General features: G+C 54.7%; 28 protein-coding genes. 17 read left to right on the forward strand and 11 right to left on the reverse strand.

Annotated features, from left to right (window positions below):
• Positions 1-3: 3 nt before the first annotated feature.
• From HXY31_RS06160 to HXY31_RS06170, 3 genes are read left to right on the forward strand one after another with little or no spacing between them, the layout of a single operon-like run.
• Positions 4-618, forward strand: coding sequence for a chemotaxis protein CheC (locus HXY31_RS06160; RefSeq protein WP_292640924.1), 615 nt, complete (start codon positions 4-6; stop codon positions 616-618).
• Between the two features lie 3 nt (positions 619-621).
• Positions 622-1,110, forward strand: a complete 489-nt coding sequence (locus HXY31_RS06165) for a chemotaxis protein CheD (RefSeq protein WP_292640926.1) — start codon at positions 622-624, stop codon at positions 1,108-1,110.
• Positions 1,107-1,922, forward strand: coding sequence for a protein-glutamate O-methyltransferase CheR (locus HXY31_RS06170; RefSeq protein ID WP_292640928.1), 816 nt, complete (start codon positions 1,107-1,109; stop codon positions 1,920-1,922). Before HXY31_RS06165 ends, HXY31_RS06170 begins: the two co-directional genes overlap by 4 nt.
• A 1-nt stretch (position 1,923) precedes the next feature.
• Here the strand turns inward: HXY31_RS06170 and HXY31_RS06175 are convergent, their stop codons facing one another.
• Positions 1,924-3,600, reverse strand: coding sequence for a type II/IV secretion system ATPase subunit (locus tag HXY31_RS06175; RefSeq protein ID WP_292640930.1), 1,677 nt, complete (start codon positions 3,598-3,600; stop codon positions 1,924-1,926).
• A 79-nt stretch (positions 3,601-3,679) separates the two neighbouring features.
• Positions 3,680-4,585 carry a TrmB family transcriptional regulator gene (locus HXY31_RS06180; RefSeq protein ID WP_292640932.1) on the reverse strand — a complete coding sequence of 302 codons (906 nt, stop codon included), beginning with the start codon at positions 4,583-4,585 and terminating at the stop codon, positions 3,680-3,682.
• Positions 4,586-4,827: 242 nt separating this feature from the next.
• On the opposite strand from HXY31_RS06180, the gene HXY31_RS06185 reads away from it, so the two are divergent.
• The 12 genes from HXY31_RS06185 (at position 4,828) to HXY31_RS06240 (ending at position 13,743) form a co-directional block, all read left to right on the forward strand.
• Entirely contained in the window at positions 4,828-5,484 is a 657-nt protein-coding gene (locus tag HXY31_RS06185; RefSeq protein WP_292640934.1) for an archaellin/type IV pilin N-terminal domain-containing protein, read from the forward strand.
• 256 nt (positions 5,485-5,740) lie between these two features.
• Positions 5,741-6,430: an archaellin/type IV pilin N-terminal domain-containing protein gene (locus HXY31_RS06190; protein WP_292640936.1), complete on the forward strand. Its 690-nt coding sequence runs from the start codon at positions 5,741-5,743 to the stop codon at positions 6,428-6,430.
• Between the two features lie 16 nt (positions 6,431-6,446).
• Positions 6,447-7,784, forward strand: a complete 1,338-nt coding sequence (locus tag HXY31_RS06195; RefSeq protein ID WP_292640938.1) for a hypothetical protein — start codon at positions 6,447-6,449, stop codon at positions 7,782-7,784.
• Positions 7,785-7,791: 7 nt separating this feature from the next.
• Positions 7,792-8,247 carry a hypothetical protein gene (locus tag HXY31_RS06200; protein ID WP_292640998.1) on the forward strand — a complete coding sequence of 152 codons (456 nt, stop codon included), beginning with the start codon at positions 7,792-7,794 and terminating at the stop codon, positions 8,245-8,247.
• A 16-nt stretch (positions 8,248-8,263) separates the two neighbouring features.
• Positions 8,264-8,800 carry a hypothetical protein gene (locus tag HXY31_RS06205; protein ID WP_292640940.1) on the forward strand — a complete coding sequence of 179 codons (537 nt, stop codon included), beginning with the start codon at positions 8,264-8,266 and terminating at the stop codon, positions 8,798-8,800.
• A 6-nt stretch (positions 8,801-8,806) separates the two neighbouring features.
• On the forward strand, positions 8,807-9,505 hold the full coding sequence (locus HXY31_RS06210; protein WP_292641000.1) for an ATPase domain-containing protein: 699 nt from the start codon (positions 8,807-8,809) through the stop codon (positions 9,503-9,505).
• The gene (locus tag HXY31_RS06215) at positions 9,502-11,010 is read left to right on the forward strand and encodes a flagellar assembly protein FlaJ (RefSeq protein ID WP_366933083.1); all 1,509 of its coding nucleotides are present in this window, start codon (positions 9,502-9,504) and stop codon (positions 11,008-11,010) included. The genes HXY31_RS06210 and HXY31_RS06215 overlap by 4 nt, the downstream gene beginning before the upstream one ends.
• 86 nt (positions 11,011-11,096) lie before the next feature.
• Positions 11,097-11,381, forward strand: coding sequence for a NitrOD5 domain-containing protein (locus tag HXY31_RS06220; protein WP_292640942.1), 285 nt, complete (start codon positions 11,097-11,099; stop codon positions 11,379-11,381).
• Positions 11,378-11,668, forward strand: a complete 291-nt coding sequence (locus tag HXY31_RS06225; RefSeq protein WP_292640943.1) for a hypothetical protein — start codon at positions 11,378-11,380, stop codon at positions 11,666-11,668. Before HXY31_RS06220 ends, HXY31_RS06225 begins: the two co-directional genes overlap by 4 nt.
• Positions 11,658-12,422, forward strand: coding sequence for an ATPase domain-containing protein (locus tag HXY31_RS06230; protein WP_292640946.1), 765 nt, complete (start codon positions 11,658-11,660; stop codon positions 12,420-12,422). Before HXY31_RS06225 ends, HXY31_RS06230 begins: the two co-directional genes overlap by 11 nt.
• A gap of 12 nt (positions 12,423-12,434) precedes the next feature.
• On the forward strand, positions 12,435-13,241 hold the full coding sequence (locus HXY31_RS06235; RefSeq protein ID WP_292640949.1) for an MASE3 domain-containing protein: 807 nt from the start codon (positions 12,435-12,437) through the stop codon (positions 13,239-13,241).
• A 136-nt stretch (positions 13,242-13,377) separates the two neighbouring features.
• Positions 13,378-13,743, forward strand: coding sequence for a hypothetical protein (locus tag HXY31_RS06240; RefSeq protein WP_292640951.1), 366 nt, complete (start codon positions 13,378-13,380; stop codon positions 13,741-13,743).
• Position 13,744: 1 nt separating this feature from the next.
• Here the strand turns inward: HXY31_RS06240 and HXY31_RS06245 are convergent, their stop codons facing one another.
• The 3 genes from HXY31_RS06245 to HXY31_RS06255 all read right to left on the reverse strand — a co-directional run bounded on the left by HXY31_RS06245 (position 13,745) and on the right by HXY31_RS06255 (position 15,562).
• Entirely contained in the window at positions 13,745-14,584 is an 840-nt protein-coding gene (locus tag HXY31_RS06245) for a TrmB family transcriptional regulator (protein ID WP_292640953.1), read from the reverse strand.
• Between the two features lie 112 nt (positions 14,585-14,696).
• On the reverse strand, positions 14,697-14,822 hold the full coding sequence (locus HXY31_RS06250; RefSeq protein WP_292640955.1) for a hypothetical protein: 126 nt from the start codon (positions 14,820-14,822) through the stop codon (positions 14,697-14,699).
• 56 nt (positions 14,823-14,878) lie between these two features.
• Entirely contained in the window at positions 14,879-15,562 is a 684-nt protein-coding gene (locus HXY31_RS06255) for an A24 family peptidase C-terminal domain-containing protein (RefSeq protein WP_292640956.1), read from the reverse strand.
• Positions 15,563-15,730: 168 nt separating this feature from the next.
• Between HXY31_RS06255 and HXY31_RS06260 the strand changes: the two genes are divergently transcribed.
• The gene (locus HXY31_RS06260) at positions 15,731-16,669 is read left to right on the forward strand and encodes a Gfo/Idh/MocA family oxidoreductase (RefSeq protein ID WP_292640958.1); all 939 of its coding nucleotides are present in this window, start codon (positions 15,731-15,733) and stop codon (positions 16,667-16,669) included.
• A gap of 2 nt (positions 16,670-16,671) precedes the next feature.
• Here the strand turns inward: HXY31_RS06260 and HXY31_RS06265 are convergent, their stop codons facing one another.
• The gene (locus HXY31_RS06265; protein WP_292640960.1) at positions 16,672-17,055 is read right to left on the reverse strand and encodes a hypothetical protein; all 384 of its coding nucleotides are present in this window, start codon (positions 17,053-17,055) and stop codon (positions 16,672-16,674) included.
• 158 nt (positions 17,056-17,213) lie between these two features.
• Here HXY31_RS06265 and HXY31_RS06270 point away from each other — a divergent pair, with 158 nt between their 5' ends.
• Positions 17,214-17,663 carry a pyridoxamine 5'-phosphate oxidase family protein gene (locus HXY31_RS06270; RefSeq protein WP_292640962.1) on the forward strand — a complete coding sequence of 150 codons (450 nt, stop codon included), beginning with the start codon at positions 17,214-17,216 and terminating at the stop codon, positions 17,661-17,663.
• Here HXY31_RS06270 and acs read toward each other — a convergent pair.
• The 5 genes from acs to HXY31_RS06295 form a co-directional block, all read right to left on the reverse strand.
• Entirely contained in the window at positions 17,660-19,546 is a 1,887-nt protein-coding gene (gene acs, locus HXY31_RS06275) for an acetate--CoA ligase (RefSeq protein ID WP_366933085.1), read from the reverse strand. The two genes, HXY31_RS06270 and acs, sit on opposite strands and share 4 nt — an antisense overlap.
• 131 nt (positions 19,547-19,677) lie before the next feature.
• Positions 19,678-20,448 carry a CdvA-like protein gene (locus tag HXY31_RS06280; RefSeq protein WP_292640966.1) on the reverse strand — a complete coding sequence of 257 codons (771 nt, stop codon included), beginning with the start codon at positions 20,446-20,448 and terminating at the stop codon, positions 19,678-19,680.
• Positions 20,449-20,525: 77 nt separating this feature from the next.
• Entirely contained in the window at positions 20,526-21,158 is a 633-nt protein-coding gene (locus HXY31_RS06285; RefSeq protein WP_292640968.1) for a hypothetical protein, read from the reverse strand.
• Positions 21,159-21,267: 109 nt separating this feature from the next.
• Positions 21,268-21,720 carry a hypothetical protein gene (locus tag HXY31_RS06290; RefSeq protein ID WP_292640970.1) on the reverse strand — a complete coding sequence of 151 codons (453 nt, stop codon included), beginning with the start codon at positions 21,718-21,720 and terminating at the stop codon, positions 21,268-21,270.
• A 98-nt stretch (positions 21,721-21,818) separates the two neighbouring features.
• Positions 21,819-23,465, reverse strand: coding sequence for an FAD-dependent thymidylate synthase (locus HXY31_RS06295; protein ID WP_292640973.1), 1,647 nt, complete (start codon positions 23,463-23,465; stop codon positions 21,819-21,821).
• Between the last annotated feature and the right edge of the window lie 21 nt (positions 23,466-23,486).

Raw genomic sequence — 23,486 nt, forward strand, 5'->3', positions numbered from 1 at the left:
GTCATGATGACATCATCACTGAACGAAACAGAACTGAAGACGCTCAAGGACCTGCTGAACTCGTACATAGGACGCAAGACCAAGCCGGCATTTTCCATGATACTTGGAGAAGAGGTCGAGTACTCTGTACGCAGCATGAACCTGATGCACCTGCAGGACATAGACGGCATACTTTTGCCCTTCATGAACCAGGAGATGTGTGCCATCTACCTGCGTGCCGAGGGAGACGTCCGCATTGGCATGCTCCTGTTCATGCAAGAGTCGCAGGCGCTGAGCCTTGCGGCAAAGCTCCTTGGCAAGGACACGCTTGACAGGCTGGATTCCATGGGCAAGTCATCGCTTGCCGAGGTGGGCAACATACTGCTTGCAGGTTCAGTCCTGAACGCCATCTCCGACTCGACTGGATTTCGGATAGACTGCTCCGTGCCGGGATTTGCAATTGAATCGCTTGGCGCGATACTTGGCGACCCAATAGCAGAGATAGCGGTCCGGACAAACAGCCTCATCCTGGCAGGCGTAGAACTGTACGCACCAAAGAGCAACGTCAGGGTCTACATCTTTTTGTTTTTCGGGCTGGACGACATAAAGAAGCTCCTTGCGCACGCCAAGGATGGGTAGGTAATGGATGGCGAGATCAGCGTCGGGATGGGTGAGCTAGAGGTGACAGACGACAAGGAGGCGGTGCTTGCCACGTTTGTAGGCTCGTGCGTCGCACTCTGTCTCTACGACCCGCAGGCAAAGGTGGGAGGGATGGCGCACATCATGCTGCCGGACAGCAGCAAGGACGCGTCGGGCAGGGGCAATGCTGCCAAGTACGCCGACGAGGCGCTTGAAAACACCATCGGCGCCATGGCAGAAAAGGGCGCGCAGGCCGGCAGGCTCGTAGCCAAGATAGCAGGCGGCGCCAAGATATTTGCCCACGAGGGGAGCGAGGACATGTTTGCCATAGGAACAAGAAACGCGGAATCCCTCAGAAAGCTTCTCCAAAAGCGCGGCATCAGGATAGCAGGAGAGGACGTGGGCCAGACCTACGGCCGGTGGGTCAGGTTCAACATCAGTTCAGGCCAGGTGAAGGTAGGCAAGCGGGGCAGGGAGGAAAAGGTGCTGTGACGCTTGACCTTGCAGCGGGCGGAAACGGGGTGGACCTGGTGGTCGCAAAGGCGCTCCAGAAAGGCGTGGACCTGCGGCAGTACAAGGAGAACTTTTTGAAGCGCAGGCTCGACATCAGGCTCAAGGCCCGCGGAATTGGCGACTACTTGCAGTACGCGCGCCTGCTTGAAAGCGACCCGGCAGAGTTCCACCTGCTCATGGCGACTTTTTCGATAAACGTTACAGAGTTCTTTCGCGACGTCGAGTTCTACAACGCGTTTTACTCGCACATAATACCGGACATGCACCACCGCTCCGGCCGCAAAGAAGTCAGGGTGTGGAGTGCAGGCTGCGCCTCTGGCGAGGAGCCCTATACAATAGCAATCACGTTTGCAGAGGCCGCAGAGAGCCTCGACGGCTTTCGGGGAAAGATAGTGGCGACAGACCTTATCACCAAGGCAGTCGACACTGCAAGGCAGGGGATATACGACTCTTCGCGCCTTGCAAGCCTGCCGGACGAGCTGCGCTCAAAGCATTTTGCTCGCATGCCTGACGGCAGGTACCAGGCCTCCGACAGACTAAAGTCCATGATAGAGTTTGGGACCGGCAACCTGTCGACCATGAACGCGCCGCAGCAGCTCGACGCGGTGTTCTGCAGAAACGTGCTCATGTACTTTGACAAGGACACGCAGTTCAAGATCCTGACAAAGTTCCACAGGAGCCTGAAGGACGGCGGCTACTTTGTCTTGGGCCAGTCCGAGGCGGTGATGGGCGAGTCCTCGGCGCTCTTTGAGGCAGTGATGCCTAAAGAAAGGATATACAGAAAGAGATAGCCTACAGCTTTTTCAGGTTCTCAAGAGCCTTTGACAGGCCGACTTCTCTTGTCTTTACAAGGTGGTCATAGACCTCGTAATAGTTGAAGACCTTTTTCTTTATGAGCGTGTCAAGGAAGGTAGCGCGCATTTCAAGCTCGTCGTAAAGCGTGCCCTCGTCCTTGCGCGACATGCCGCGCTTGAGCAGGAGCTTTGACACAAAGAGGTTGCTGCTCCCCCTTCCCCTGAAGGTGACAGAGTCAGTCGACGGGTCCCACGTAAAGATGGGTATGAACATGACAGAGTCGGCGCCGGCGTTGTACCCCACTATCTCGTTTATCGAAAGCACCCGGCGAATCGGCCTGCCGTCCTTTCCCTGCACGGCTGCCTGGAAGAGCGCGATATTCAGGTTCTCGACGTTTGGCTTGGGCACCTTTATCGGGTCGCCGGTGAGCCTCTGGATGAGGCTGGACATCTGCGCCGCGTGGAACGTGCTGACGACAGGGTGGCCGGTCTGCATGGCCTGGAACGCGATGTTGCCCTCGACGCCCCTGATCTCGCCCACAAGTATGTAGTTTGGCCTCTGCCTGAGTGCCGCCTTTAGCAGGTCAAACATGGTCACGCTTGAAGAGGCGCTACCGGTGTCCCGCGTCACTTCGCTTATCCAGTTGTTGTGCGGGAGCGTGATCTCGGGCGTGTCCTCTATCGTCACCACCTTCCAGGTCGGCGGGATGAAGAGCGTTATCCCCATCATGGTGGTGGTCTTGCCAGACGCGGTCTCGCCGTTTATGAAGCAGCTCATGCCCTCGCTTACCATCATCCACATGTAGGCAGCCTCATTCTTGTCAAGCGTCTTTGATGAAATTATCTGCGTTATCGAAAGGGGCACGCTTGCAAACCTTCTGATGGTCGCATTCGTGCCCTTCCTGCTGACGTCCTTGCCAAAGACGATGTTAATCCTGGACCCTTCTGGGAGCGTAGCGTCTATCACCGGCCTTGCGTGCGACACGGTCTTGCCGAATTGCTCCGACATGCCTATCACGAGGCTGTCGATGTCGTCGTTTGTGAGCCAGACCGGCGACTTTAGGGGGCCGAAAATCTTGTGGACGATAAACACGTTGCCCTGTCCTATGATTGAAATGTCCTCAAGGTAGGGGTCGGTCAGAAACGGCTCGAGAAGGCCGAGGCCTGCGCGCTTGCGTATAAAGTGGTAGACGAGGCTTGAAAAGTCCTTTTCAAAAACCTGTATTGGCCTTATCTTGGGGTCTATCTTGTTGTAGTCAACTTCCACCTTTGAAGGCACGCATACCTTTTTCAAAAAGTCCTCCAGGTAGACCATCTTCTGGTGAAACTCGCTTGACGGCTCGGCGTTTGCAGACGTCACTGCAAAGATCCTGTCAATGGTGGACGAAAGCGCGACGTTTGGCTCCGGCGGGTCGACTATGACGTATTCCGTGTAGCCGTCGCCGGTGCCGACGCTGTTTATGTGGATGTAGATCTGGTCAGTTACGGGATACACCAGGTTGAGCACCTTGAGGCTCTTGAGGCTCCCGTCAAGCTTCTCGTAAAAGGCAGGCATCGGTATGCCGGTGCCGGTGAGCTTTTGCAAATAGTCTGAGAGGTGAGGCGTCTTGCGGGCCGCTTCGAGGAGTTTCTTGTCGATTATGGAAGTGCCCGGCGCCTGCGCTAAGGATTCCATCAGGTTCCGGATTGAAAAAACAGCTAGCGGTTAAAACTGCTAGTATGTAAAATCAGCAACGGAAGGCCCGAGGCCGCGCTCAGGCTCCCGTCTTGCCGAACATGAACCTGAACGCCGTGACCAGCGACTGGTTGTTCGTGTAAAACCCGCAAAAGTCCTGCTTCTTGCCCGGCGACGAGCGGTTGTCAAGCATTATTATCATCTCCTTGTTGTCTATTATCACGAAATCAACCGGCGTGTTGGCATCGTCGACAACCTTCAGGCCCACCATCTTCTGGATGTTGCCGTCGACGTCCTCGCTTAAGAGCTGCGACACCTTCTTGCACGACGTGTGCATGTTGACCTTGATGCCCTTGCCGTGGAGGTCCAAGAGCGCGTCTGTGATTTCTGCATAGTACAGGTTTACGAGGTACCTGTCAGACAAAAGCATCGAGACTTCTGATTTTGCAGAAGCAAGCATCCTGACTATCTTGGCGTGCATCGGGTCCTCGCCTACTATCACCTGGTAGCTCTCCTTGCCCTGCTGCTCCGGCATCACCATGCCGTCGACTATGCTGTTTATCATGTTCTGGTGCTCGTCCTTGTTCTCCGAGACTGCGCGCAGCGCGTTCTGCTTTGACCTCACAAGGCAGTCCACGGCTTCTGTGTAGTGAAGCGCATAGTATTTCTGCGGCCTGTCAAACGTTGAAAGGACGACCCCTTTTGAGAGGAGGTTTGAAAGGTAGTGGTAGGTTTCAGTCCTGCCTATGCCGGTGTATTTTGAAACATCAGTGGCAGTCGAATGCTTGCGGATCATGAGGTAGAGCAGGATCCTGGCCTCGTTCAGGCTGAGGTCCAGCTTCTGGAGGTCCGGCAAAAGTTTCTTTTGCACAGCGAGAAAGTACTTCGCAAACGCGTGGTCCATCTTGTCGGATCCGTAGATGCTTTCTTCAAGTTCGGAGTAGTCGAGGTCGACGTCGTAGACTTTTTTCGCGCTGGAAACCATGTCAGTGGCAACACTTGAAAAAAATTATTTAATGATTTGTAAGTAGAATAGCTACAGACAAAAGCTACATTTTTCCAGTCATCTGACGTATTTATTTCGACATCTGCCTAATTTCCGGCTTGAATGATTGGCGCGGGTGAAATTTTTTCGTGCAAGGTTCCTGAAAAAGGGATTTAGGCGTTGCGTTTGTAAAATATGTTTCATGCACTGGAAGTTAAGATACTTGCAATGACACTCTGGTGTTGAAGACAAGGCGCGGTGTGGTAGGAATAGAATCGGCCATTGTGCTGATAGCGTTCGTAGTGGTGGCCGCGGCCATCGCGTTCGTGGTCCTCAACTCAGGGTTCCAGACCACTGAAAAAGCCAAAACTGCTATAACTGCAGGGCTGTCGGAGGCAAGTTCTGGCCTGGAAGTGGCCGGAGCCGCCACTGCAAAAGGCAACCTGACAAGCGCAAGCATTGCTGCCTACACGATACCTGTCAAGCTGGCCGCAGGCGGATCGTCTATAGACATCTCCAAGGCAAGTACTGTCATCAGATACACCAGCAAGAATGTCGCGTACGACAACATCTATGTCGGCCCGATGAGCAACACAACCTTTTCTTCAGTCGATGATGCAATACAGCAAGCCAAGGACGAAAACAAGATTACAAGAAAGCCTGGCGAGGGTGCAGGGCCGACCAACACGGTTGCCATCGCCTACTTTTTGACAAACTCGAACAACAACGACGTACTTGACGCTGCAGAGCAGCTGATAGTCCTGGTGATCTTCAAGGACTCTGAAAGGCCGCAGGCTCTCGACACGACGAGGCTCGAAGTAATCCCGACATCCGGCTCGCCATTGACCATCGAGCGCGTGATACCTCCTGTCGCTGACACTGTTTTGAAGCTCGACTAGCATTCAAAAGTTTTCTTTTGTAAATTTGAAAAAAGTCCCGACCGATAGAGGGATACGGTATGAACAAGGCCGGTCGGGACCTTTTGGGTTGGCTGCTTAGACCGAAATACCATGCGCTCCAGAACATTAAAGCGGTGTTATGTCAATCACCGACAGACACCGGCGGCAAAACTTTGCCCGGCGAAAAGTCGCAACTTGCTGAAGTATAATAGCGAACATACTCTAGGTTTTAGATTCAACCCGCAATACGCTAGGCATGGAAGTCAGAAGGACTCCAGACAACAAACACAGACGTACTAGGCGCGGAGTAGTGGGCATCGAGTCTGCAATCGTTTTGATAGCGTTCGTTATCGTTGCAGCAGCCCTTTCTTTCGTCGTCCTAAACATGGGATTCTCGACAACACAGAAGGCCAAGAGCACGATCACGTCAGGGCTTGGTGAAGCATCAAGCGCTCTTGAAATCGCAGGCCAGGTCACAGCAAAGGGCAACACAACAGCATCGAAAGTAGACGCATACACGATCCCGGTCAAGATCGCATCGGGCGGCTCGTCAATCGATGTGACAGCATCAAAGACAGCGGTCAAGTACTTCAGCAAGAGTGTGACCTACGACAACATCTTCAAGGGCGTGCTTGAAAGCACCACATACACCAACATGGACGCTGCCATGACTGCGGCCAAGACTGCAGGCTACATCAGCGAGACACCAGGTGTAGGTGCGGGCCCCAGCTCGACAGCCGCGTTCATCTACTTCACGACCAACGTGAACAACAACTCGATCGTGGACGCAGGTGAGCAGGCAGTACTGGCAATCGCGTACAAGAACGCGGACAGGCCAGCAGCTCTTGACCAGATAAGTGCCGAGATCATCCTGTCATCGGGTGCGCCACTGACTGTGGTAAGGAACGTTCCGACAATCACTGACACAGTGCTGAACCTCGGTTAAAGGAGCGGACCACGAAATGGTCACTCCACCCAACTTTTTTTTAAAATTCTCATCTCTCAAGTCGTTAAAGATAACAGGGACCCGCCTCAGGGCTGCAGCATCGGCCGCCGCGACCGGGATGTCGTACCTAGCGGCCAGCTTGGCGGCGCCGGAATACTTTGGATTTGACAAGTTTAACCTTGCTCACCTTAATCTTGACAACGGCGCATCGGCGGTCCTGCTGTTCGTGCCGGCGCTGGCAGGCGCCGCCGTGTTCGTGCTGCCGCCGCACGTCAAAAACGTGCTTGGCATGCTTGGGCTCAAGCTACCGGCCAGGCTCGCAGGCTCGGCATCGTCACCGGCGCAGGCAGAGACGCAGCCTGTACCGGCTTTAGAGCCTACGCTGCAGCCTGCGGCAAGTGCGCCTGCGGCAGAGCAGCCGGCTTTGCAGGCGGCTCCAGCCCCGGCCGTCAACATGGAAGAGACCGTGTCCATGATAGAGGACATGGTCGGCAAGAAGGTAGGAGAGGTCGTAACAGACGTCACCAACATGAAAAACGAGGTGGCGTCGTTTAGAAACGACATCACGACTCTCAAGGACAACATCCAGAACCTCACGCTTTCGTTCGAGTCATCGCTCACTGACCTCAAGGCTTTCCAGGCCGAGATGGTCAACCCGCTGAACTTCATGCGCAAGTACTTTGAAACGATGGACATCAAGAACCTGTCCGACCCCATACAGCCGTTTTCCCAGGTGGAATTTGCGCCGGCGCCCCCAAGCGCTCCAGCCCCGGCGCCCAAGCCCGCGGCAGAGCAAAAAGATCACGGTGACGATGATAAAAAAATCGATAACATGGCCGCAAGGCCACCCGCAGAAGAACAAGCACCGGCCCCAGAGCAGCCTCCGGAGGCAGAACTGCAGGCCGCGTTCCGCGACATTCTTCCGCAGGTTGAAAAACAGGAGGACGAATCGCAGTTGGTAGTCAAGGAAGAGGGAGGAAACGGGCACGCGAACAAGATCTTTCAGGGAAGCCTGACCCTGGGCAAGCTGATGTCCATGGTCTCGATCCTTGAAAAGCTGCTCCGCGACATCGGGCCGGACGAGCTCGAGGTTCTGATAGAGCAGTACAGGCAGTTCGGTCTCAAGGCGGAGGACGAGGCTGCAGTGTACAACGTCGTGGGCATGCTCAAGGAGTTTGACCTGTCAGCCGACGAGGTGATGGTCAGGCTGTACAGGCTCGGCCAGGTCATGGGCATCAAAGACGCCCAGGCAGACCTTGAATATGCCAAGCTGCAGGCAAGGATGAAATCCGCAAAGGGCATGCAGGTCGCGGCGCGAAACGACCCTTTCAGGAGGGAACAGCCAGACGGTTAGCATAGGCATAACCGAGGGCATAATGCTGGTAGCGTCAGTCATAGTGGCTACCTCGATGTCGGGGATGGTCATAAGCAAGACAGGCATACTCAACTCGTCGTTTGCGATATCGGCTGAAACCCAGAAGGACATCATACTGACAAAGATAAAGGTGGTCTATGCAACCGGCACCAGCTCGTCGCAGGTTGCAAAAGTGTGGGTGAAAAACGTCGGGAGCGCGACCATAACAAACACTGACAAGCTCGACGTGTACTTTGGCAAGGTTGGGTCGACCACGCGCATACCCTACAACGCCGGCTCAAACCCGACGTGGGTGTACAGCGCAGGCGTGACCCAGTGGCAAATAAAAGACACGGTCCAGATAGAGATCACAAACGACGCCAACCTGTCTGCAAACAGCACCTACGTTGTGAGAATAGTTACTCCAAACGGCGTGGCCGACGAGTACCTGTTCTCGACATAACAGGGAGGGCAGGACTGTGGGGATAAGCAACGCTCTGGCCGGCGGGATAATGCTGATAGCGATGGTCTACGTCATACTCGGGATTCCAGGACTGCTTGAGGGGAACGCGGCCATGAGCGGCGCGCTTGTGCAGAGGTCGAGCGCTGACGACGAGACGTTAAAGACGTCAATAGACATCACGGCTCTTTCGCTTGTCGCCGGAAACACCGTCATAAACGTGGACCTTGCAAACGACGGGACCACCAAGCAGTGGGAGTATTCCAAGTTCACGGTGATAGCCACCTACGATGCCAACGTGACCGGCTCCAGGGTGAGAACGACAGAGCAGTTGTCGTACGGCGGCATTTCGTCAAGCCCGGCAGCCGGCCAGTGGGTCATGTACTCGTTTGACCCGTCGACAGACTCGTACGTTGACCCGCAAGTAGTCAACCCCGGCGAGCAGTTTGTGATAAGGATCAGGCCCCAGAACGCGATATACGAAACAAACCCGTCGGTGCACGTGGCAGTCTCCACTCCAAACGGCGTGGTGGCAAGCATGGGAGGGACTTTCTAGGTGGTAATGACCGTCTCGACCAGCAACGAGGAAGTAGACAGGCAGCTCGGCGGAGGCCTGCCGCTTCCGTCGCTTATACTGGTCGAGGGCGAGCACGGAACAGGCAAGAGTGCGCTGACGGCCCAGTTCATGAAAGGCATGCTCGAGTCAAAGCGCAAGGTCCTCTACATCACGACGGAGAGCAACATCAAAGAGTACATTGCAAAGATGAAAAAGATCACCTTTGATTTCAGCCACGCGTTTTTGCAGAACAGGCTCTCCATCTTGCAGGTGCAGGCCGACGGCATAACGTGGTCTGAAAAACTTGCGAAATATTTGCTCCCGGTGGTGAGCAGGTACATGAGCATAAACCTGAAAAAATACGACGTTGCGGTCATCGACTCGCTTTCTGTCCTGAGCATGCACTCCGATGCGGACATTGTCATGGACTTTTTCACCCGCTGCAAGTACCTCGTCGCAAATGGCATGTCGATTGTCATGACCTTACACCCCGGCGCGGTCAGCGAGGATATCGCGCTCCGCATCAGGTCAACGTGCGACGGTTACCTGAAGATCCAGAACGCGATTGTCAGCGGGAGGAGCGTCAAGGTGATGGAAGTCGTCAAGCTCATAGGCTCGTCGTCGCAGGTCACGTCGCAGTTCAGCTTTGAAGTGGACCAGAACTTTGGCATCAAGATAGTGCCGATATCGATGGCAAATGCGTGATTGAAATGAAGGGCTCGCTTGACCTGAAAAAAATCCTGCCGTTTCTGCCAAGCTCTTCCAAGTCAAGCACGCTTGACGAGACCCTGGTGTATTTCGTGACGTTCCTCTACGCGCTTTCAACCGCAGAGATATCGCCTTCAAACTTGCTAAAGACCGCCGGCGCGGTAGGATACGGCATCTATTCCAAGACTGTCATGGAGATCCACAACCTCGGATTGAAGTGGCAGTACGGCATAGCGACTGCCGCAGGCATCATTGCATCGCAGTCAGAAAACGAGGAGTTCAAGCTGTTCCTCATGAAGCTCGAGCAGGTCATAAGGCTCGGCGACAGCCTGCGCGACTTTATGAAAAACGAGATGGCAGCCATCGTGAGCGCGTATGCGGCGGCGTACGAGCGCAGCATGGAGTCGCTCAAGCTGTTGCTTGGGATGTTCTCCACCCTGATGTCGACAGCGTCGTTCATGATAGCCGCCATGATGGTCATGTCCATGATAGGCGGTGGCGACAGCCAGACCATAGTGGTAGTCGCCTTTGCAGTTATCTCCGGCCTTGGAGCCTTTGCACTGATGATGTACGTCATATTCCCCAAGGACAAGCTGATGAACGAAAACGGCGACCACCTGAAAAAGTTCAAGAAGATATTCTTCCCGTGCATGGGCGCCTCAGTCGGCGTTGGAGTGGCGCTCATTTTCGTCCCGGGTGTCCCAAACGAGATAATCGTGAGCGCCATCGGAGGCCCGCTCATCATCCCGGGCTTTTTGGCAAGGCGCATAGAAAGCAGGATAAAAAAGCTGGACGAGTCGTACCCTTCCTTCATACGGCACCTTACAGAGATTTACGCCACGGTGGGATCTCTTGGGCAGGCGCTCAAGACTGTGATGAAGAGCGACTTTGGTGGGCTGTCCGTGCACGCAAGGGGCATGCTCAACAGGGTGCTTAACAGGGTGACTATGGAAGAGGCCTTTGACCTCTTTTCCATAGACACCGGCAACGAGCTCATCACTGCAAGCAACAAGGTGATCTCAGTCTCGATGGTAAAGGGCGGGAACATGATAGAGGTCGGCGAGACGCTGGCGCAGCTCACGTCAAAGTTCAACGACCTGCGCAAAAAGAGGCAGCAGGTGTCAAAGGCGTTCGAGTCAACAGTCCTCATACTTCACGTGCTCACCGTAGCCGTCATGAGCTTCATGAAGGGTGTCTTTAACTTCTTTTCAGACATTTTCAGCCACGTCGACGCGTCGCTTGGCGCAAACGTCATCCAGCCGATACCCCCTGACACGATGAACATAGTGCTACCTGTGATGGTAATAGCGCTTGCAGCAATAAACGGGATGGTCATCAAGATCTCCCAGGGAGGCATGTTCAAGACCATGTGGTTCAACATCGGGCTCCTCTTGCTGATAGGAGGAGTGGTGTCGTTTGGAGTGCAGCAGTTCGTGGCAAGCATGTTTGGCGACATCATAGGCGATAACCCGTTCAGCGACATCACAGTCCCAGGCGCGTGATAGCAGATGATTCCGCGAACCGCGCCCTGTGTATGTAAATCGCTCGACTTCCTTGAGGATATTAAATCTGGAGTTGAATTTGTGCCATGAAGGAGATAATGAACGCGGTGATCGACACGTTCAGTGTTTTCGGGCCCAATACTTCCAGGGTCCTCATGTTCCACATGGAGCGCCAGTTCGGCCTAAAGCCTGATGACATTCCGGCAAATCCCAAGCTGTTCCACGAGATCCTCCAGGATCTTTTTGGCGACTATTGCCACTCGCTCGAGCTGTCCATATACAGGCAGGTCAGAAACGCAAACCCGTCGCACAACTCGGAATTCATCCGGTACTTTGAGCGCCACGCGCTCCAGGAGGTGAAGGCAGCTTGAGCACTTCGATAGAGATAGTCAACACAATACTGTCGTCTGTCACCACAGTCGACCTGATGAAGCTGTTCCAGAAGAACCCGAACCTGATAGACACCGTCGAAGGGGTAGCCAAGAGGATAGGGCAGACCGCCTCGCAGGTCGAAAGCGACATAGGCAAGCTGGTCGACCTCGGCATACTTGTCAAGATCCCGTCGGGCAAGTCGACGGTGCTCGTGCTTGACAAAAAGAGGGCAAAGGAAATAGACATGAAGATAGAGAGCATGCTGGGATTGGAGGATGGCTCCTGAGATGGCAAGGGGCCGCGCTCCGACAGGCGTACTTGAATTTGACGCGATGCTAAACGGCGGGTTCATGAAAGGCGACTGTGTCCTTGTCACCGGCGCCGCAGGCACCGGCAAGACAAACCTTGCGCTCCAGTTCCTGTACAACGGCGTCACAAAGTACGGCGAGCATGCAGTCTATGTAACATTTGAGCAGATGCCGGATCAGATCTACCGCGACGCAAAGACTCTGGGCATGAATCTGGAAAAGCTGGAAGAGGAAAACAGGCTCAAGGTAGTGTCGACGTCGCCAGACGTGCTTGTGCAGAACCCCGACATGATAACAGACTTTTCTGCCGAGCGCGCGGAGAGGATAGTAATCGACTCGATAAGCTACTTTGAACTGTCGCGCAAAAATTCCGTGAGAGACGAGATATACACGCTCATACGATACCTGAAGACAAAGGGCGCTACATCCATGCTCCTGCACGAGGCCCAGACAGAAAGCCCGCACGGATTCGGGCCCTACGAGCACGGCCTCAGCTTTCTGGCAGACACCGTGGTTGTACTAAAGTACGTGGAGATAGAGTCGGCAATCCAGCGCGCAGTGGCGATACTGAAGATGCGCGGAAGCGACCACGAAAAGACGCTCCGGGAACTCAAGATAACCCCCAAGGGAATAGAGGTGGGCGGATCGTTTGACCAGTGGGAAGGCGTGCTTTCCGGCGCGCCCCACAAGTCCTTTGCAATCAGGATGTCAAAGGCGTTTGGCGGCATCTAGACCTGAAATGAGATGCCAATGCTTTCATCCCAGACCCGCTCCACATGGCAGTCGCTTGCCCTGGCGCTTTCAATAGCTGTGCCAATGGCAGGGATCCTGCTTGCGTCCGGCAGCAATGCCGAGTTTGAAAGCCGGCATGGAGCAAGCGTACTGTTTCTGGCGGCCGGCGCCATGGGCCTGATGGTATTTTTCCAGGAAATGTACGCATTTTACGTCACCAACAGCAGGAGGCTTCTCTGGATGTCTGCAGGGTTCTTTACGCTTGGAGTCGGCATGATAGGGAGCGCCATAACGACTGGCTGGAACACGAATATAGACCCCGAGTCGTACGTCGGCGCGTCGGAGCTTTTCAGGGGGACAAGCGAGTTTGCAGCGTCCATCTTCATACTGCTTGGCACGCTGCGCTCCGACAGGAGCATACAGGGGAACATGGAGTTCAAGGCGTACATACTGGTCGCCGCAATCATGGTGGCTGCCGCGTCCACCATAATCTACATCTCGACGGTCCAGGACGGCCTTTCCGTGCCGTTTTACAGCAGCCAGTACGGATGGAGCCTGTTTTCGCTGTACATAGAGCTGAACGTGTTCATCTTCTTTGCAGTGACCTGCACCGTATACGTCAACATGCGCAAGAGGAGCAGGAGTCAGATCCTGTTCTGGTTCATAATCGGGTTCATACTGCTGGCATTTTCCGAGCTTGCGTTCACTTTTGAAAGGGTGGCAGGGGCCGGCGCGTCAAGCGCCCTCGTATGGGCCGGAAGGCTCCTTCTTCTAGCAGGCTTTGTGACCTTTGTGCTGGGCCTGAGCAGGCACAAGTAGGATTCCCAAGCATGCAAACCAGAGACTTTTCCAGCGTCTAGCATATTTGAGGGAATATAGTATTCGTCAACAGCCGAACTACAGATAATTTAAATGTAAATTTAAATAATACTGTCTGTACAATATTATACATACAATGGTGGACGAGATACGCCTTGGCGTCGTTTTGTCAATTGTTGTCATAGCCGTGCCGACGTTCATCATTGTGAGCCAGTTCAAGACAGAAGCATCGGGCCTTCAGGGCCTTGGAGCCCTCCAGGCCTCCGCGGCGCAGGATGAGCTTTTGGCCTCCAATCGCCTTGCGACGAGCAACCCGGAAGAAGCGCTCTACATGATGTACGACGCCCAGGCGCAGGACGAGCTTGAACGCTGCTCGGATCCCGGGCTTGCACAGCTGTGTGAAGGGACGATAGAGCTGATAGCCGACAGCTGCGCCGACTCGCTCTACGACCTGGCGGTGTGCCACGACCCGAGGATTGAACAACTAGTACCGAAAGCCTGAGCTACTTTGTGTTTTCAAAAAACGTCCTAAATACGCTGATGATTGGAAGGTTGTTTGTGTAAAAGCCGTGGAGCTTTGTCTTTTCGCTCTTGCCCAGAAGCATCGCCACGATGTCCTTGTTGTCCACAAGAACGAAATTCACCAGCTTCTCCTCCATGCCTGCGCATATCGTCAGGTTGCCAGGGTTCTTGCTGACGTACTCGCCCACGTTCTTGCACGACGTCTGGACGCGGACCGTGACGCCCTTTTTCGCAAGCCCTATCGCGTCGTCTATTATCCCGGCATGGTACAGGTCGGTGAAGGTCTTGTCGTTCAGCAGCAGGACCAGCTCCTTCTTGGCGTCGAGGATAACCCTCTTGACGGTAGAGATGAGCGCGTTCTTGCCGGAAAGTATCTGGTAGCTGTTCTTCTCCTCCACTGCAGGCATGGTGAGGCTGTGAGACACCCTCTCGAGCATCTTGCAGTACTCCGTCTTGGATTCTGAAAGCCGCTGCAAGGTGCCCCTGCGCGCTTCAATCAGGTGGTCTATCGCCTTGTCAAGCGGCAGCGCATAGTATTTCTGCGGCCTGTCAAAGTTGGAAAACACGATGCCCTTGCTCATCAGGTTGGTGATATGGTTGTACGTTTCCGTCCGGCCGATGTCGTTATAGCGGGAGACATCGGCAGCTGTAGACTGCTTTCGGATTATCAGGTATACAAGAATCTTGGCTTCCTTGACGCTGAGCCCCAACTCCTGCAGGCCCAGAAGAACTTCATCGTAAACGGAATAAACTAACGGATCATCGAGATGGACGCCAAATTTTTCGAGAAAGCCCCCGATCTGGCCAATAATTGACTCCAATTTGGAATTTACATGAAATCATGGGCAGTATTTAAGGTTGAGCTTTTCATGAGATAGAAGGGCATAAAAGAAAACCAGTCAGTCGCCTACTGAGGTGCGGCGGGCGGCAACGTCAATTGTAGAATTCCACCTGGATGTTTGGCGTGGTCGTTTCCTGCCAGCATTCAAGGCAATAGCTCCTGTCGTCCTGAAAGATCTGCGCCGGGCTGTCGCACATGCAGCATTGCTCGTCTTCCATGGTTCATTATCTGCGCGTTATTTACTACAATCTTTGCATGTAAAAAAGAACACGTGCTAATTTCCGGCAATACTCGAAAGAAAAAGGATTGCAAGATCCCCGGCAAAGATCATTGCCACAAGGCCTGCAAGCATGTAGACAAGAAACGGTATGCCCGGCATCACCCACACGCCCTTTCTGGATTCAAACGGCGTGTCCTCTGCGTGCTTTAACGAAAAGTCAAACCGCCTCGCGCCGTTTTCCCTAGTCTCCATCAGAAACCCAAACCCAGAGCCATCGGACCTGTGCCCGAGCATTACCGCAAGCGCCTTTCTTGCAGCGGTTTCGCCCTCCATCCCTGCAAAGAGCGCTGCAGGGTGCAGGGCCCGGTACCGGACGTTCTTGACGACATTTACCGCCAGCCGCGCAAGTGAAAGGATGACGGCGTTTGACAAAAGCATCAGAGGCGACAGGCTGTGGATCATGGATTGTTGACCTGTCACGACAAGGCTGCCGCTGTAGGTGGGCAGGATTGCTGAAAAGACTGCAAGCGCAAGCGCGTCGGCGCCGCCAAAAAGTCCTGTGCGATAGAGAATAAACGACGCTGCGCTGGCAAGGCCTACCGACAGCGCCACTGCAATGATATCGAGCTGCTGGAAATCAAAAAAGTAGAATGCGACGGCGATTGCGCCAAACGCCATCCACAGCCTGTCGTCCACCTGCCTGCTCCGCATGTCAAGCGCTGCTGCCACTCCAAACATGCCAAGGGCTGCGCAGATGCGTACAAGTTCAAAGTCCAAGGATGCAGGGTATTGAGACGGGTCGTCTCTTAAGAGCAAGTACGGCTCGCATTTTACGTACCTGCAAGTATTTCAAAACCAATACATACACGCGCTTATACTGATGCTGGGCGCGCCTTTTCAGGTCAGATGGCCAGGGTAGCCGTTATAGGCGTGGGTGGCTGGGGCAAGAACCATGCGAGGGTCATGTACGAGCTTGGGTGCCTTGCGGCCGTGTGCGACATGGACGCGTCGCGCGCAAAGGAGGCAGGAGGCAGGTATGGAGTAGCGCACTATTCGTCTCCGGACGAGATGCTGCAGAATGAGAACCTCGACGCCTGCCTCGTGTGCACGCCGACTAGGACGCACTCCCAGGTGGCTAGAAAGGTCATGGAAAAGGGTCTCCACGCGTTTGTCGAAAAACCGCTTTCATTTTCATCCACAGAATGCGAGGAGATGGCAGAGACAGCAAAGCAGAACCGCGTGGTCCTCACGTCGGGATACATAGAGAGGTTCAACCCTGCAGTTTGCGAGACCAAGAAGATGATATCTGACAGAAAATACGGCGACCTGCTCATGATGGAGTTTCACAGGGAAAACCGCATGCCACCGCACATCAAGGATGTGGGGATAATCTACGACACGTCGGTGCACGACATCGACACCGCCATGTACCTTTTCGACTCAAAGCCAAAAGTCGTGTTTGCCCGGTCGGGCAAGATGTTCAACCCCTACGAGGATTTTGCCACGATAATGCTCGGCTTTAGCGGGCAGAAAGTCGCCATAATAGCTTCCAACTGGATAACCCCGAAAAAGACGAGGACGTTCAACGCAGTCTGCACGGACGGCATAATCGCCGGCGACTTTTTGACGCAAGAAGTCAGGATAGAAGGTGGCGAGTCCACGACCATCCCGCGCAAGCAGTTCCAGGAGCCACTCCTTGCCGAACTCAGGCACTTTGTGGACGTTGTAGACGGAAAGACAGAATCGCCGGTGGTTTCTGCAAAGGACGCGTCCGACGTCACAAAAGTAGCCGAGGCCGCCATCAAATCGTGTAGCACGGGGACGCCAGTCAACCTCGACCTGTAAATTCAGAAGAGAGAAGAGCGGCCTATGAAGGGGAGTATCCTGTCGCCCATGAGCGACACGACGTCAGAATCGATATCCACGAGCAGGAGCAGGAAGAGCTTGTGGTCGCCGGCCAGCACGGGCGCGGTTATCTGGTTTACCCTGTCCCGGTAAGTCACCATGTATCTTATACCGCCCATCTTTGGCTCAAAGAGCGAGAGGAGGGCAGCCGAGAGCGTCATCTGTATTGCGTACTGCTCGGCCTCTTTTTCGTCAAGGAGGGGCGCCTCTTTGTATTCTGACGCGATTACGTTGCCAAGGCTGTCGACCAGGCAGCAGAAAGTCAGGGACTCGTCCAGTGCAAGGACGTCCTTGCAGAATTTGTTCGATATGTCTTCAGAAGTCATCTCACGACACTGCCCGATCTGGCCGCCGCGGCAGTGTGCGCGACCGGTAAGGTCCGCCACCGCCCTGGGCACGTGTAGAGGCAACGACCCTGACTATCAGCAAATCTCACGAAAAAGAGGTCTCAGGGTTATATAAGCAAAGTCCCAAATCTACCCCAATGGCAAAGTTTACCCTTGCGGACCCAAAGGGAAAGCCCCTTGACAGGAAGGAAGTGGATAATCTCCTTTCAGGGCCCAACATACTGCGGCTCGGCGTTTTAGACGAGCGGGACGGCTCGCCCATGGTGCATCCTGTATGGTTCCACTACGAAAACGAGATGTTTTTCGTCGCAGCTGACACCGGCGGCCTGAAAGCAAGGTCTGTCCAGAAAAACCCAAACGTGTATTTCCTTGTCGACACTGCAGAGGGGCCGCCGCGTGGAGTACGGGGCAAGGGCGTCGCAAGGGTGAGGGACGACCACTCGTATGCAACCGAAGTGACCAGAAAGTGCACGCTGAAATACCTCGGCACTTCAGAGAGTGAGACGGCAAAAAAGATAATCGAGATGGGCAGGGACTCGTCTGTGATAGAGATAATCCCAAAGTACATCGCGACTTGGAAGTTCTAGCGCAGGGTCTTCTTTAGCTCGTCGTAGGCCTGCTTTACCTCGTCTATTGCGGCCCCGTCTTCAAGCGTCGTGATGTCGCCTATCCTGTCGCCTGACGCAATCGATTTCAGCAGCCTGCGCATTATCTTGCCCGAGCGCGTCTTTGGAAGCTTGCCCACAAAATACACTTCATCCGGCGACGCTATTGGGCCCACTGTCTTGCGGATGTGCTCTACAACTTCCTTCCTGAGCGCGTCGGACTTTTCCACGCCCTCCTTTGGCACCAAAAACGCGATTATGGCCTCCCCCTTTGTCGCGTCCGGCCTGCCGGCGACCGCCGCTTCGGCTATGGCCCTGTGCGAGACAAACGCGCTTTCAAGCTCCATCGTGCCCAGCCTGTGGCCGGCGACCTTTAGCACGTCGTCAGCCCTGCCAAGCAGCCACAGGTAGCCGTCAGAGTCTGCAAGCGCATAGTCGCCGGGGTAGTACATGCCCTCAAACCTGCTCCAGTACGTCTTTTTGTACTTCTCGTCGTCGCCCCATAAGGAGAGAAGCATGCCCGGCCACGGCCTTTTCACGACAAGGTAGCCCTTTGTTCCAGGCGCCACTGTTTTTCCTTCCTCGTCCACCACCGCCGCATCGACCCCGGGGACCGGGAACGTGGCAGATCCCGGTTTCATAGGCACAAAGTCTATGCCGGTGCAGGCAGAGAGCATTATGCCACCTGTCTCTGTCTGCCACCACGTGTCGACTATGGGACACCTCTCTTTGCCTATCGTCTTAAAGTACCACATCCACACTTCGGGGTTTATCGGTTCGCCCACGGTGCCAAGCAGCCTGAGGGACGAGAGGTCAAACGAGTTCGGGATGGCGTCGCCGTACTTCATGTACATGCGGAGCGCAGTAGGCGTCGTGTAAAGTATCGTCGCGCCGTGCTTTTCTGCTACCGCCCAGTGCCTGTCGGGCGCAGGGTGGTCCGGAGCGCCGTCGTACATTATCTCTGTCAGGCCGTGCATGAGCGGCGCGTAGACCATGTAGCTGTGGCCGGTGACCCAGCCAATATCAGCAGTGCAGAAAAACACGTCTGTTTTTTTAAAGTCAAAGACCCATTTTGCGGTGGCATAGAGGTGCGTGAGGTACCCGCCTGTCCCGTGCATCACACCCTTTGGCTTGCCTGTGGTGCCCGAGGTGTAGAGGATAAAGAGCGGGTGCGTGCTTTCCACCATCTCCGGCTCGCAGTACGCAGACGCGCGCTCTATCGCCTCGTGCCACCAGACGTCCTTTGGGCCGGACTTGACTGCGTTTCCCGCCCTTTTCAGTACCACGACGTGCTCGACAGACGGCGTCGAGGATAGCGACTCGTCCACTACCTTTTTGAGGTCTACAAGCCTGCCCTTCCGGAAGCCCCCGTCCGCAGTGACTATCACCTTTGACTTGGCGTCGTTTATCCTGTCCACCAGCGCCTGCGAGCTGAAACCAGAGAACACTACAGAGTGCGTCGCCCCGAGGCGCGCGCACGCCAGCATGGCGACCGGAAGTTCTGGCACCATTGGCATGTATATCGTGACCCTGTCGCCCTTTTTCACCCCCAAATCTTTTAGCGCGTTTGCAAACTTGTTGACATACCTGTACAGCTGGAAATAGGTGAGCGTCCGCGATTCGCCAGACTCGCTCTCCCAGATCATCGCGGCCTTGTTTTTTGTGTCAGACCCCATGTGCCTGTCAAGGCAGTTTATAGAGGCGTTCAAAAGCCCGCCTGCAAACCAGCGCGCAAAGGGAGGGTTCCAGTCAAGCACCCTGTCCCATTTTCTGTGCCAGACGAGGTTTTCGGCCTGACGGCCCCAGAACCTGTCAGGGTCTGCAAGGGCCTCTTTTGCCACCTGCTCTAGCGTCCTGACAGTCACCTTGCGCTCGCTGCTCTCCCTGTACAGTTTTGACGGCTCGCCGGACAATGGTTGTAGAGAGCAGAATTTGTTTTAAAAATCGTTCGCTTGTGTCAAAAAGAGGAAAAGGGGCGGAAAAGCCCGCGTCCTTGTTACTGCTGGATGACCTGGTGGAGCCACTCGCCGTCCTGGCCCTGCCCCTCGCCGCCGCTTGGCTTGTCGCCAGCAGTGGCCGGTGCCTCTGTCGGGCCGTCGGCCTGCTTGACTTCTGTGGCCGGAGCCTCGGGCGTAGCCGGGGCAGGCGCAGGTGTCGCAGTCGCCGCAGAGATGTTTGCAAGAGTCAGGCCCGCAAGCTTGCTCTTGACGTTGTCTATCTCGGTCTTTTCGTTGTTGATGTGCTCGATGAGCTCGTCGGTGCCTATCTTGACCTGCTGGTATGTCTCTTCCTTCATCTCGTTGCTCCTGAATTGCAGTTTTGCATCAAACAGGACTGACTTTACCTGCTTGGTCTCTGCGTCAAGCTCTGCAACGCGGGCGGCCAGCTTGTACGTGACGGCCTTCTCGTTCTCTTCGAGGTCGTGCAGTTTCTTCTCGTATTTTATCGTCACAAGCTCGGCATCCTCCTTCATGGTGTCGTTCTCGGCCACTATTTCCTGGAGCGCCTTTATCCTCTTGAGCGTGAGCGATTTCTGCCTGATGAGCTTCTGCGCCTCAAGCCTCCAGCGCGGGATGAAAAAGACGTAGTCACCCTGGACCACCAGCTGCTCGTACGGCAACTGCTTGATGCCTGACGAGCCGCAGTCCACGCCTACGCTCTCTATCTCACCGTCTATCTCGGTGATTATCCCCACTACTCTGCCTATGAATGTCCCATAGATGTCCTTGACTTGCTTCCCTACGAATGCGAGCTTTTCTTCGCTCATGCGCAATCCTTTGCACGTGGGTATAATGCCGACTGTGTCAAAATTGTTGCATTATTTTGTAAGCGCAATTTTGTCGCTCAGTGCAGCGCATAGTCAACGTTGGCTATTTCCACCGAGAAGGTGGGCGCGCTGCCGGACTGCAGCCTCTGCTTGACGCTCTCCCTCAGGATCGAAGGGATTTCTCCCGCTGTGACGGTTGAAATGTTCTGCACCGTCACTTTTTCGCTGTCCTCCAGGTTGTTTATCCTTATCCTCTCCGCCGCTACGCGCGTGCCGTCAAGCACGATGAACCTGTCAAAGGTTGCGTACGCGATGTTGCTCTGCCCCGTGTTTTCTACGACAATGTCCAATTCAAACTCTGCCACCACGTCCCTGTCCTGCCCGGTGGACATGGCTACCAGGTTCTGTCCGGTCACGATGTTTGCAAGGGTCACCTTGACAGGGCTCTCCCCTACTGCACGCGCGCTGGTGACAAGAATCAGGTCGTTTACCTTGATGTTTTCAGAAGCAGGCTCGCCGGCACTATAAGGAAAGTGATCTTCTACAACAGGGTTTGCTGCCACTTGCGCGATTTCCTGTTCTAGCGAGGTGTCGGCCACCTTCTCTGCTGGAGCCGGTGAGGGCCACAGTGCAATCGCAGACGCTGCAACCAGTATGACTATCCCCGCCAGTGCGAGCAGCTTCATGTTGAACATGGCGGGTTTCGACAACTGCCAGTATAAGGCCGGCAAGCAAAAAGTTTTGACTTTGCCTGCAAAAGTCAGGCTGTCGTAAAAGAGAAAAAGAGAAAGAAGGCTTGAGAAAAAAAAGCCTTCGGGTTTAGCGCGTGAACTGCTGCTGTGCCTGAGTGTAGAAGGCAGTCCAGGCCTTGGCGACGTTTGTGCCAAACTCTGTTACTGCGTCCACAGTCCTGTTGTAGATCTTCAGGTTCTCCCTCGCTGCGTCCAGTGCATTGATTGTGAGCTGGTTGTTGATGCCGACTGCCCTGATGGCGTTGTTGGTCATCTCGTTTGCCTGCCTCACAAAGATCTCGCTGTAAGGAGCTGCTGACGGGATGTTGAGGTTGCTGGTGACCTGCTTCTGTGCCGCAAAGGCGGTCTGGATCATGTTCTTGGTTGTCTGGATGTAGTCAAGCTGCAGGTTAGAGATTGATTGCAAGTACTGTGGCTGAACCTTTGCTACCTCGTCCACCGTGCGGATGAGGTTGTCCTTCACTGCGTCAAATGCGTTTGCCGCGCTCGTTGTTTCGTCCTTGGTTGTCTTGTCGACCATTTCGATTACCGTATAATGGTATTATATGGTAATATATAAACTTTGGTCAGCAATGGTGTTTATTACCATTATATGACATATTATGCACCGTATTGCCGTCAGGCACCTGATTGCCTCTTCCTCTCGGTGCGCTTTTCAGAGCCAAGACGCTCAAGCTCGTATGAATTCATGTCTGCAAACTTGATGCCTTCGGCAAGCACCGGGTGGGCGTGCCTTATCTGGGAGAACATCTCCTGGCACACCCTGCGGTAGTCAGGGTGGCCCTGCGGCGCGGTGCGGAGCTCTATCATGTGGCAGGCCTCGCGCAGGTTCATCTTGATAAAATAAGGGTAGCGGTACGCAAAGTTGACGACGTACTGCGCTTCTTCTGGCATCTCCTGCGAGATTGTTTCATAGGCCTGCTTTGCAAAGTCCATGCAGTCGGCAAAATCCCTGCCAAGGCCGGCGTCGCCTATCTCTGCAGGCATATCGTAGCCGTGCCTTGTGGAGAGCAGCTGACGCTCCATGGTGAGCACGCGGTGGCGGTGCAGGTCGCGGAACATGCCAAAGTTCGTGAAGAGCTCAAAGACGCAGTCGACCATCTCGTACGCCCTTCCCGGCCGGTGCCGGCGGTTCTCGCGGTGTTTTGTGTAGGAACGTATGATGTCGTGCCGTTCGGCCTGCGGCATAGACCTAACGTACTGCATTATCTTTTCAAGGGGTCTTCCTTCCGCCTGCTCGTACAGTACAGCAGATGCAACTTTGACTTCTGCTGTTGTATTGTCCTCGTGCTCGACCAGCCTCACTTTATCGGGCCGTGGCTCTGCCTGCATCCCGGAAAGGTGCCTGTGCACAAGGTCGCGCACCTCCTGCCCTGTCTTTGCCATATACTGCTGGAGCGCCTGGCCGTGCCGGTCGTTTGCGCGCCTGACAAACGACGGTATCACGCTGTTCAGTTCGTCGAAAAGCTGGCCGGCAAGTGACTGCAGTTCCGCAAGCTGCGAGCCGTACATGATTGTAAGCAGGTACTCAAACGCCCTGCCGTTGCCGGTTATGCCGACGTTTGTCATGGCAGAAGCAGGCAAGAGACCGCGCAGCAGGTCAAGCGCCTTTGCGCGCACAGTCACGTGGTATATTCGCTTTGCGGCGTCAATGTCTGCCCGCGCCTTCAGCTGCCCAAATGATCGCTCCGCCTGGGCACCTGAATCGAAAAACGAGAACTTGTCTATAGGCTCCCTTTCTTCCAGGTACTTCTGGAGAGATGGAAGGCTCTTGCGGTAGGTGTCAAACGAGCGGTCACATGCCTGGATGTACAGGTCCGCATGATTTGAAGACATTATCCTGCTTTCTCTGACATACCGGTAGTGGCCTGCCACCTTCTTGTCAAAGGGCACGTAGCGCGACGACTTTTCCAAGTAAGACAGGCCTATCCTCCTGTCCTCTATCTTTTTGGCGGCGATGTTGGATATCCCTTCAAGGGCCACCTGGGCCTCCCCAAGCTCTGCCACCGAGTCGTCGCCGTATTCAAGGAGCACCTTGCGGTAAAACTCCTCGCCCCTGTCTGGGTTGCTTGCAAACTCGTCAAGGAAGACCCGCCGCATGGTCTTGTCGGTCCTAGAATACCTTGACATCAGCGCGCCCCTGTCCACCTGCCTCGGCGTGGTTATCGCAAATACCGCCCTGTCGGCGTTTGAGAAGTGGCCCGAGAGCGCGGCCTTTTCCTCTTCCGAGAAATCCTCGAGAAAAACGCTTGAGTCAAACTCCATAAGGCGTCACCTAGGCATTGA

It is taken from the genome of Nitrososphaera sp. (genome assembly GCF_013388945.1).
Lineage (GTDB): Archaea > Thermoproteota > Nitrososphaeria > Nitrososphaerales > Nitrososphaeraceae > Nitrososphaera.

Excerpts from the sequence above, each read along its gene's own strand:
- HXY31_RS06160 (WP_292640924.1), top strand. The coding sequence starts at position 4 with ATGATGACATCATCACTGAACGAAACAGAACTGAAGACGCTCAAGGAC.
- HXY31_RS06165 (WP_292640926.1), top strand. The coding sequence starts at position 622 with ATGGATGGCGAGATCAGCGTCGGGATGGGTGAGCTAGAGGTGACAGAC.
- HXY31_RS06175 (WP_292640930.1), bottom strand. The coding sequence starts at position 3,600 with ATGGAATCCTTAGCGCAGGCGCCGGGCACTTCCATAATCGACAAGAAA.
- HXY31_RS06180 (WP_292640932.1), bottom strand. The coding sequence starts at position 4,585 with ATGGTTTCCAGCGCGAAAAAAGTCTACGACGTCGACCTCGACTACTCC.
- HXY31_RS06190 (WP_292640936.1), top strand. The coding sequence starts at position 5,741 with ATGGAAGTCAGAAGGACTCCAGACAACAAACACAGACGTACTAGGCGC.
- HXY31_RS06195 (WP_292640938.1), top strand. The coding sequence starts at position 6,447 with ATGGTCACTCCACCCAACTTTTTTTTAAAATTCTCATCTCTCAAGTCG.
- HXY31_RS06210 (WP_292641000.1), top strand. The coding sequence starts at position 8,807 with ATGACCGTCTCGACCAGCAACGAGGAAGTAGACAGGCAGCTCGGCGGA.
- HXY31_RS06220 (WP_292640942.1), top strand. The coding sequence starts at position 11,097 with ATGAAGGAGATAATGAACGCGGTGATCGACACGTTCAGTGTTTTCGGG.
- HXY31_RS06230 (WP_292640946.1), top strand. The coding sequence starts at position 11,658 with ATGGCTCCTGAGATGGCAAGGGGCCGCGCTCCGACAGGCGTACTTGAA.
- HXY31_RS06235 (WP_292640949.1), top strand. The coding sequence starts at position 12,435 with ATGCCAATGCTTTCATCCCAGACCCGCTCCACATGGCAGTCGCTTGCC.
- HXY31_RS06240 (WP_292640951.1), top strand. The coding sequence starts at position 13,378 with ATGGTGGACGAGATACGCCTTGGCGTCGTTTTGTCAATTGTTGTCATA.
- HXY31_RS06250 (WP_292640955.1), bottom strand. The coding sequence starts at position 14,822 with ATGGAAGACGAGCAATGCTGCATGTGCGACAGCCCGGCGCAGATCTTT.
- HXY31_RS06255 (WP_292640956.1), bottom strand. The coding sequence starts at position 15,562 with ATGTTTGGAGTGGCAGCAGCGCTTGACATGCGGAGCAGGCAGGTGGAC.
- HXY31_RS06260 (WP_292640958.1), top strand. The coding sequence starts at position 15,731 with ATGGCCAGGGTAGCCGTTATAGGCGTGGGTGGCTGGGGCAAGAACCAT.
- HXY31_RS06265 (WP_292640960.1), bottom strand. The coding sequence starts at position 17,055 with ATGACTTCTGAAGACATATCGAACAAATTCTGCAAGGACGTCCTTGCA.
- HXY31_RS06270 (WP_292640962.1), top strand. The coding sequence starts at position 17,214 with ATGGCAAAGTTTACCCTTGCGGACCCAAAGGGAAAGCCCCTTGACAGG.
- HXY31_RS06280 (WP_292640966.1), bottom strand. The coding sequence starts at position 20,448 with ATGAGCGAAGAAAAGCTCGCATTCGTAGGGAAGCAAGTCAAGGACATC.
- HXY31_RS06290 (WP_292640970.1), bottom strand. The coding sequence starts at position 21,720 with ATGGTCGACAAGACAACCAAGGACGAAACAACGAGCGCGGCAAACGCA.
- HXY31_RS06295 (WP_292640973.1), bottom strand. The coding sequence starts at position 23,465 with ATGGAGTTTGACTCAAGCGTTTTTCTCGAGGATTTCTCGGAAGAGGAA.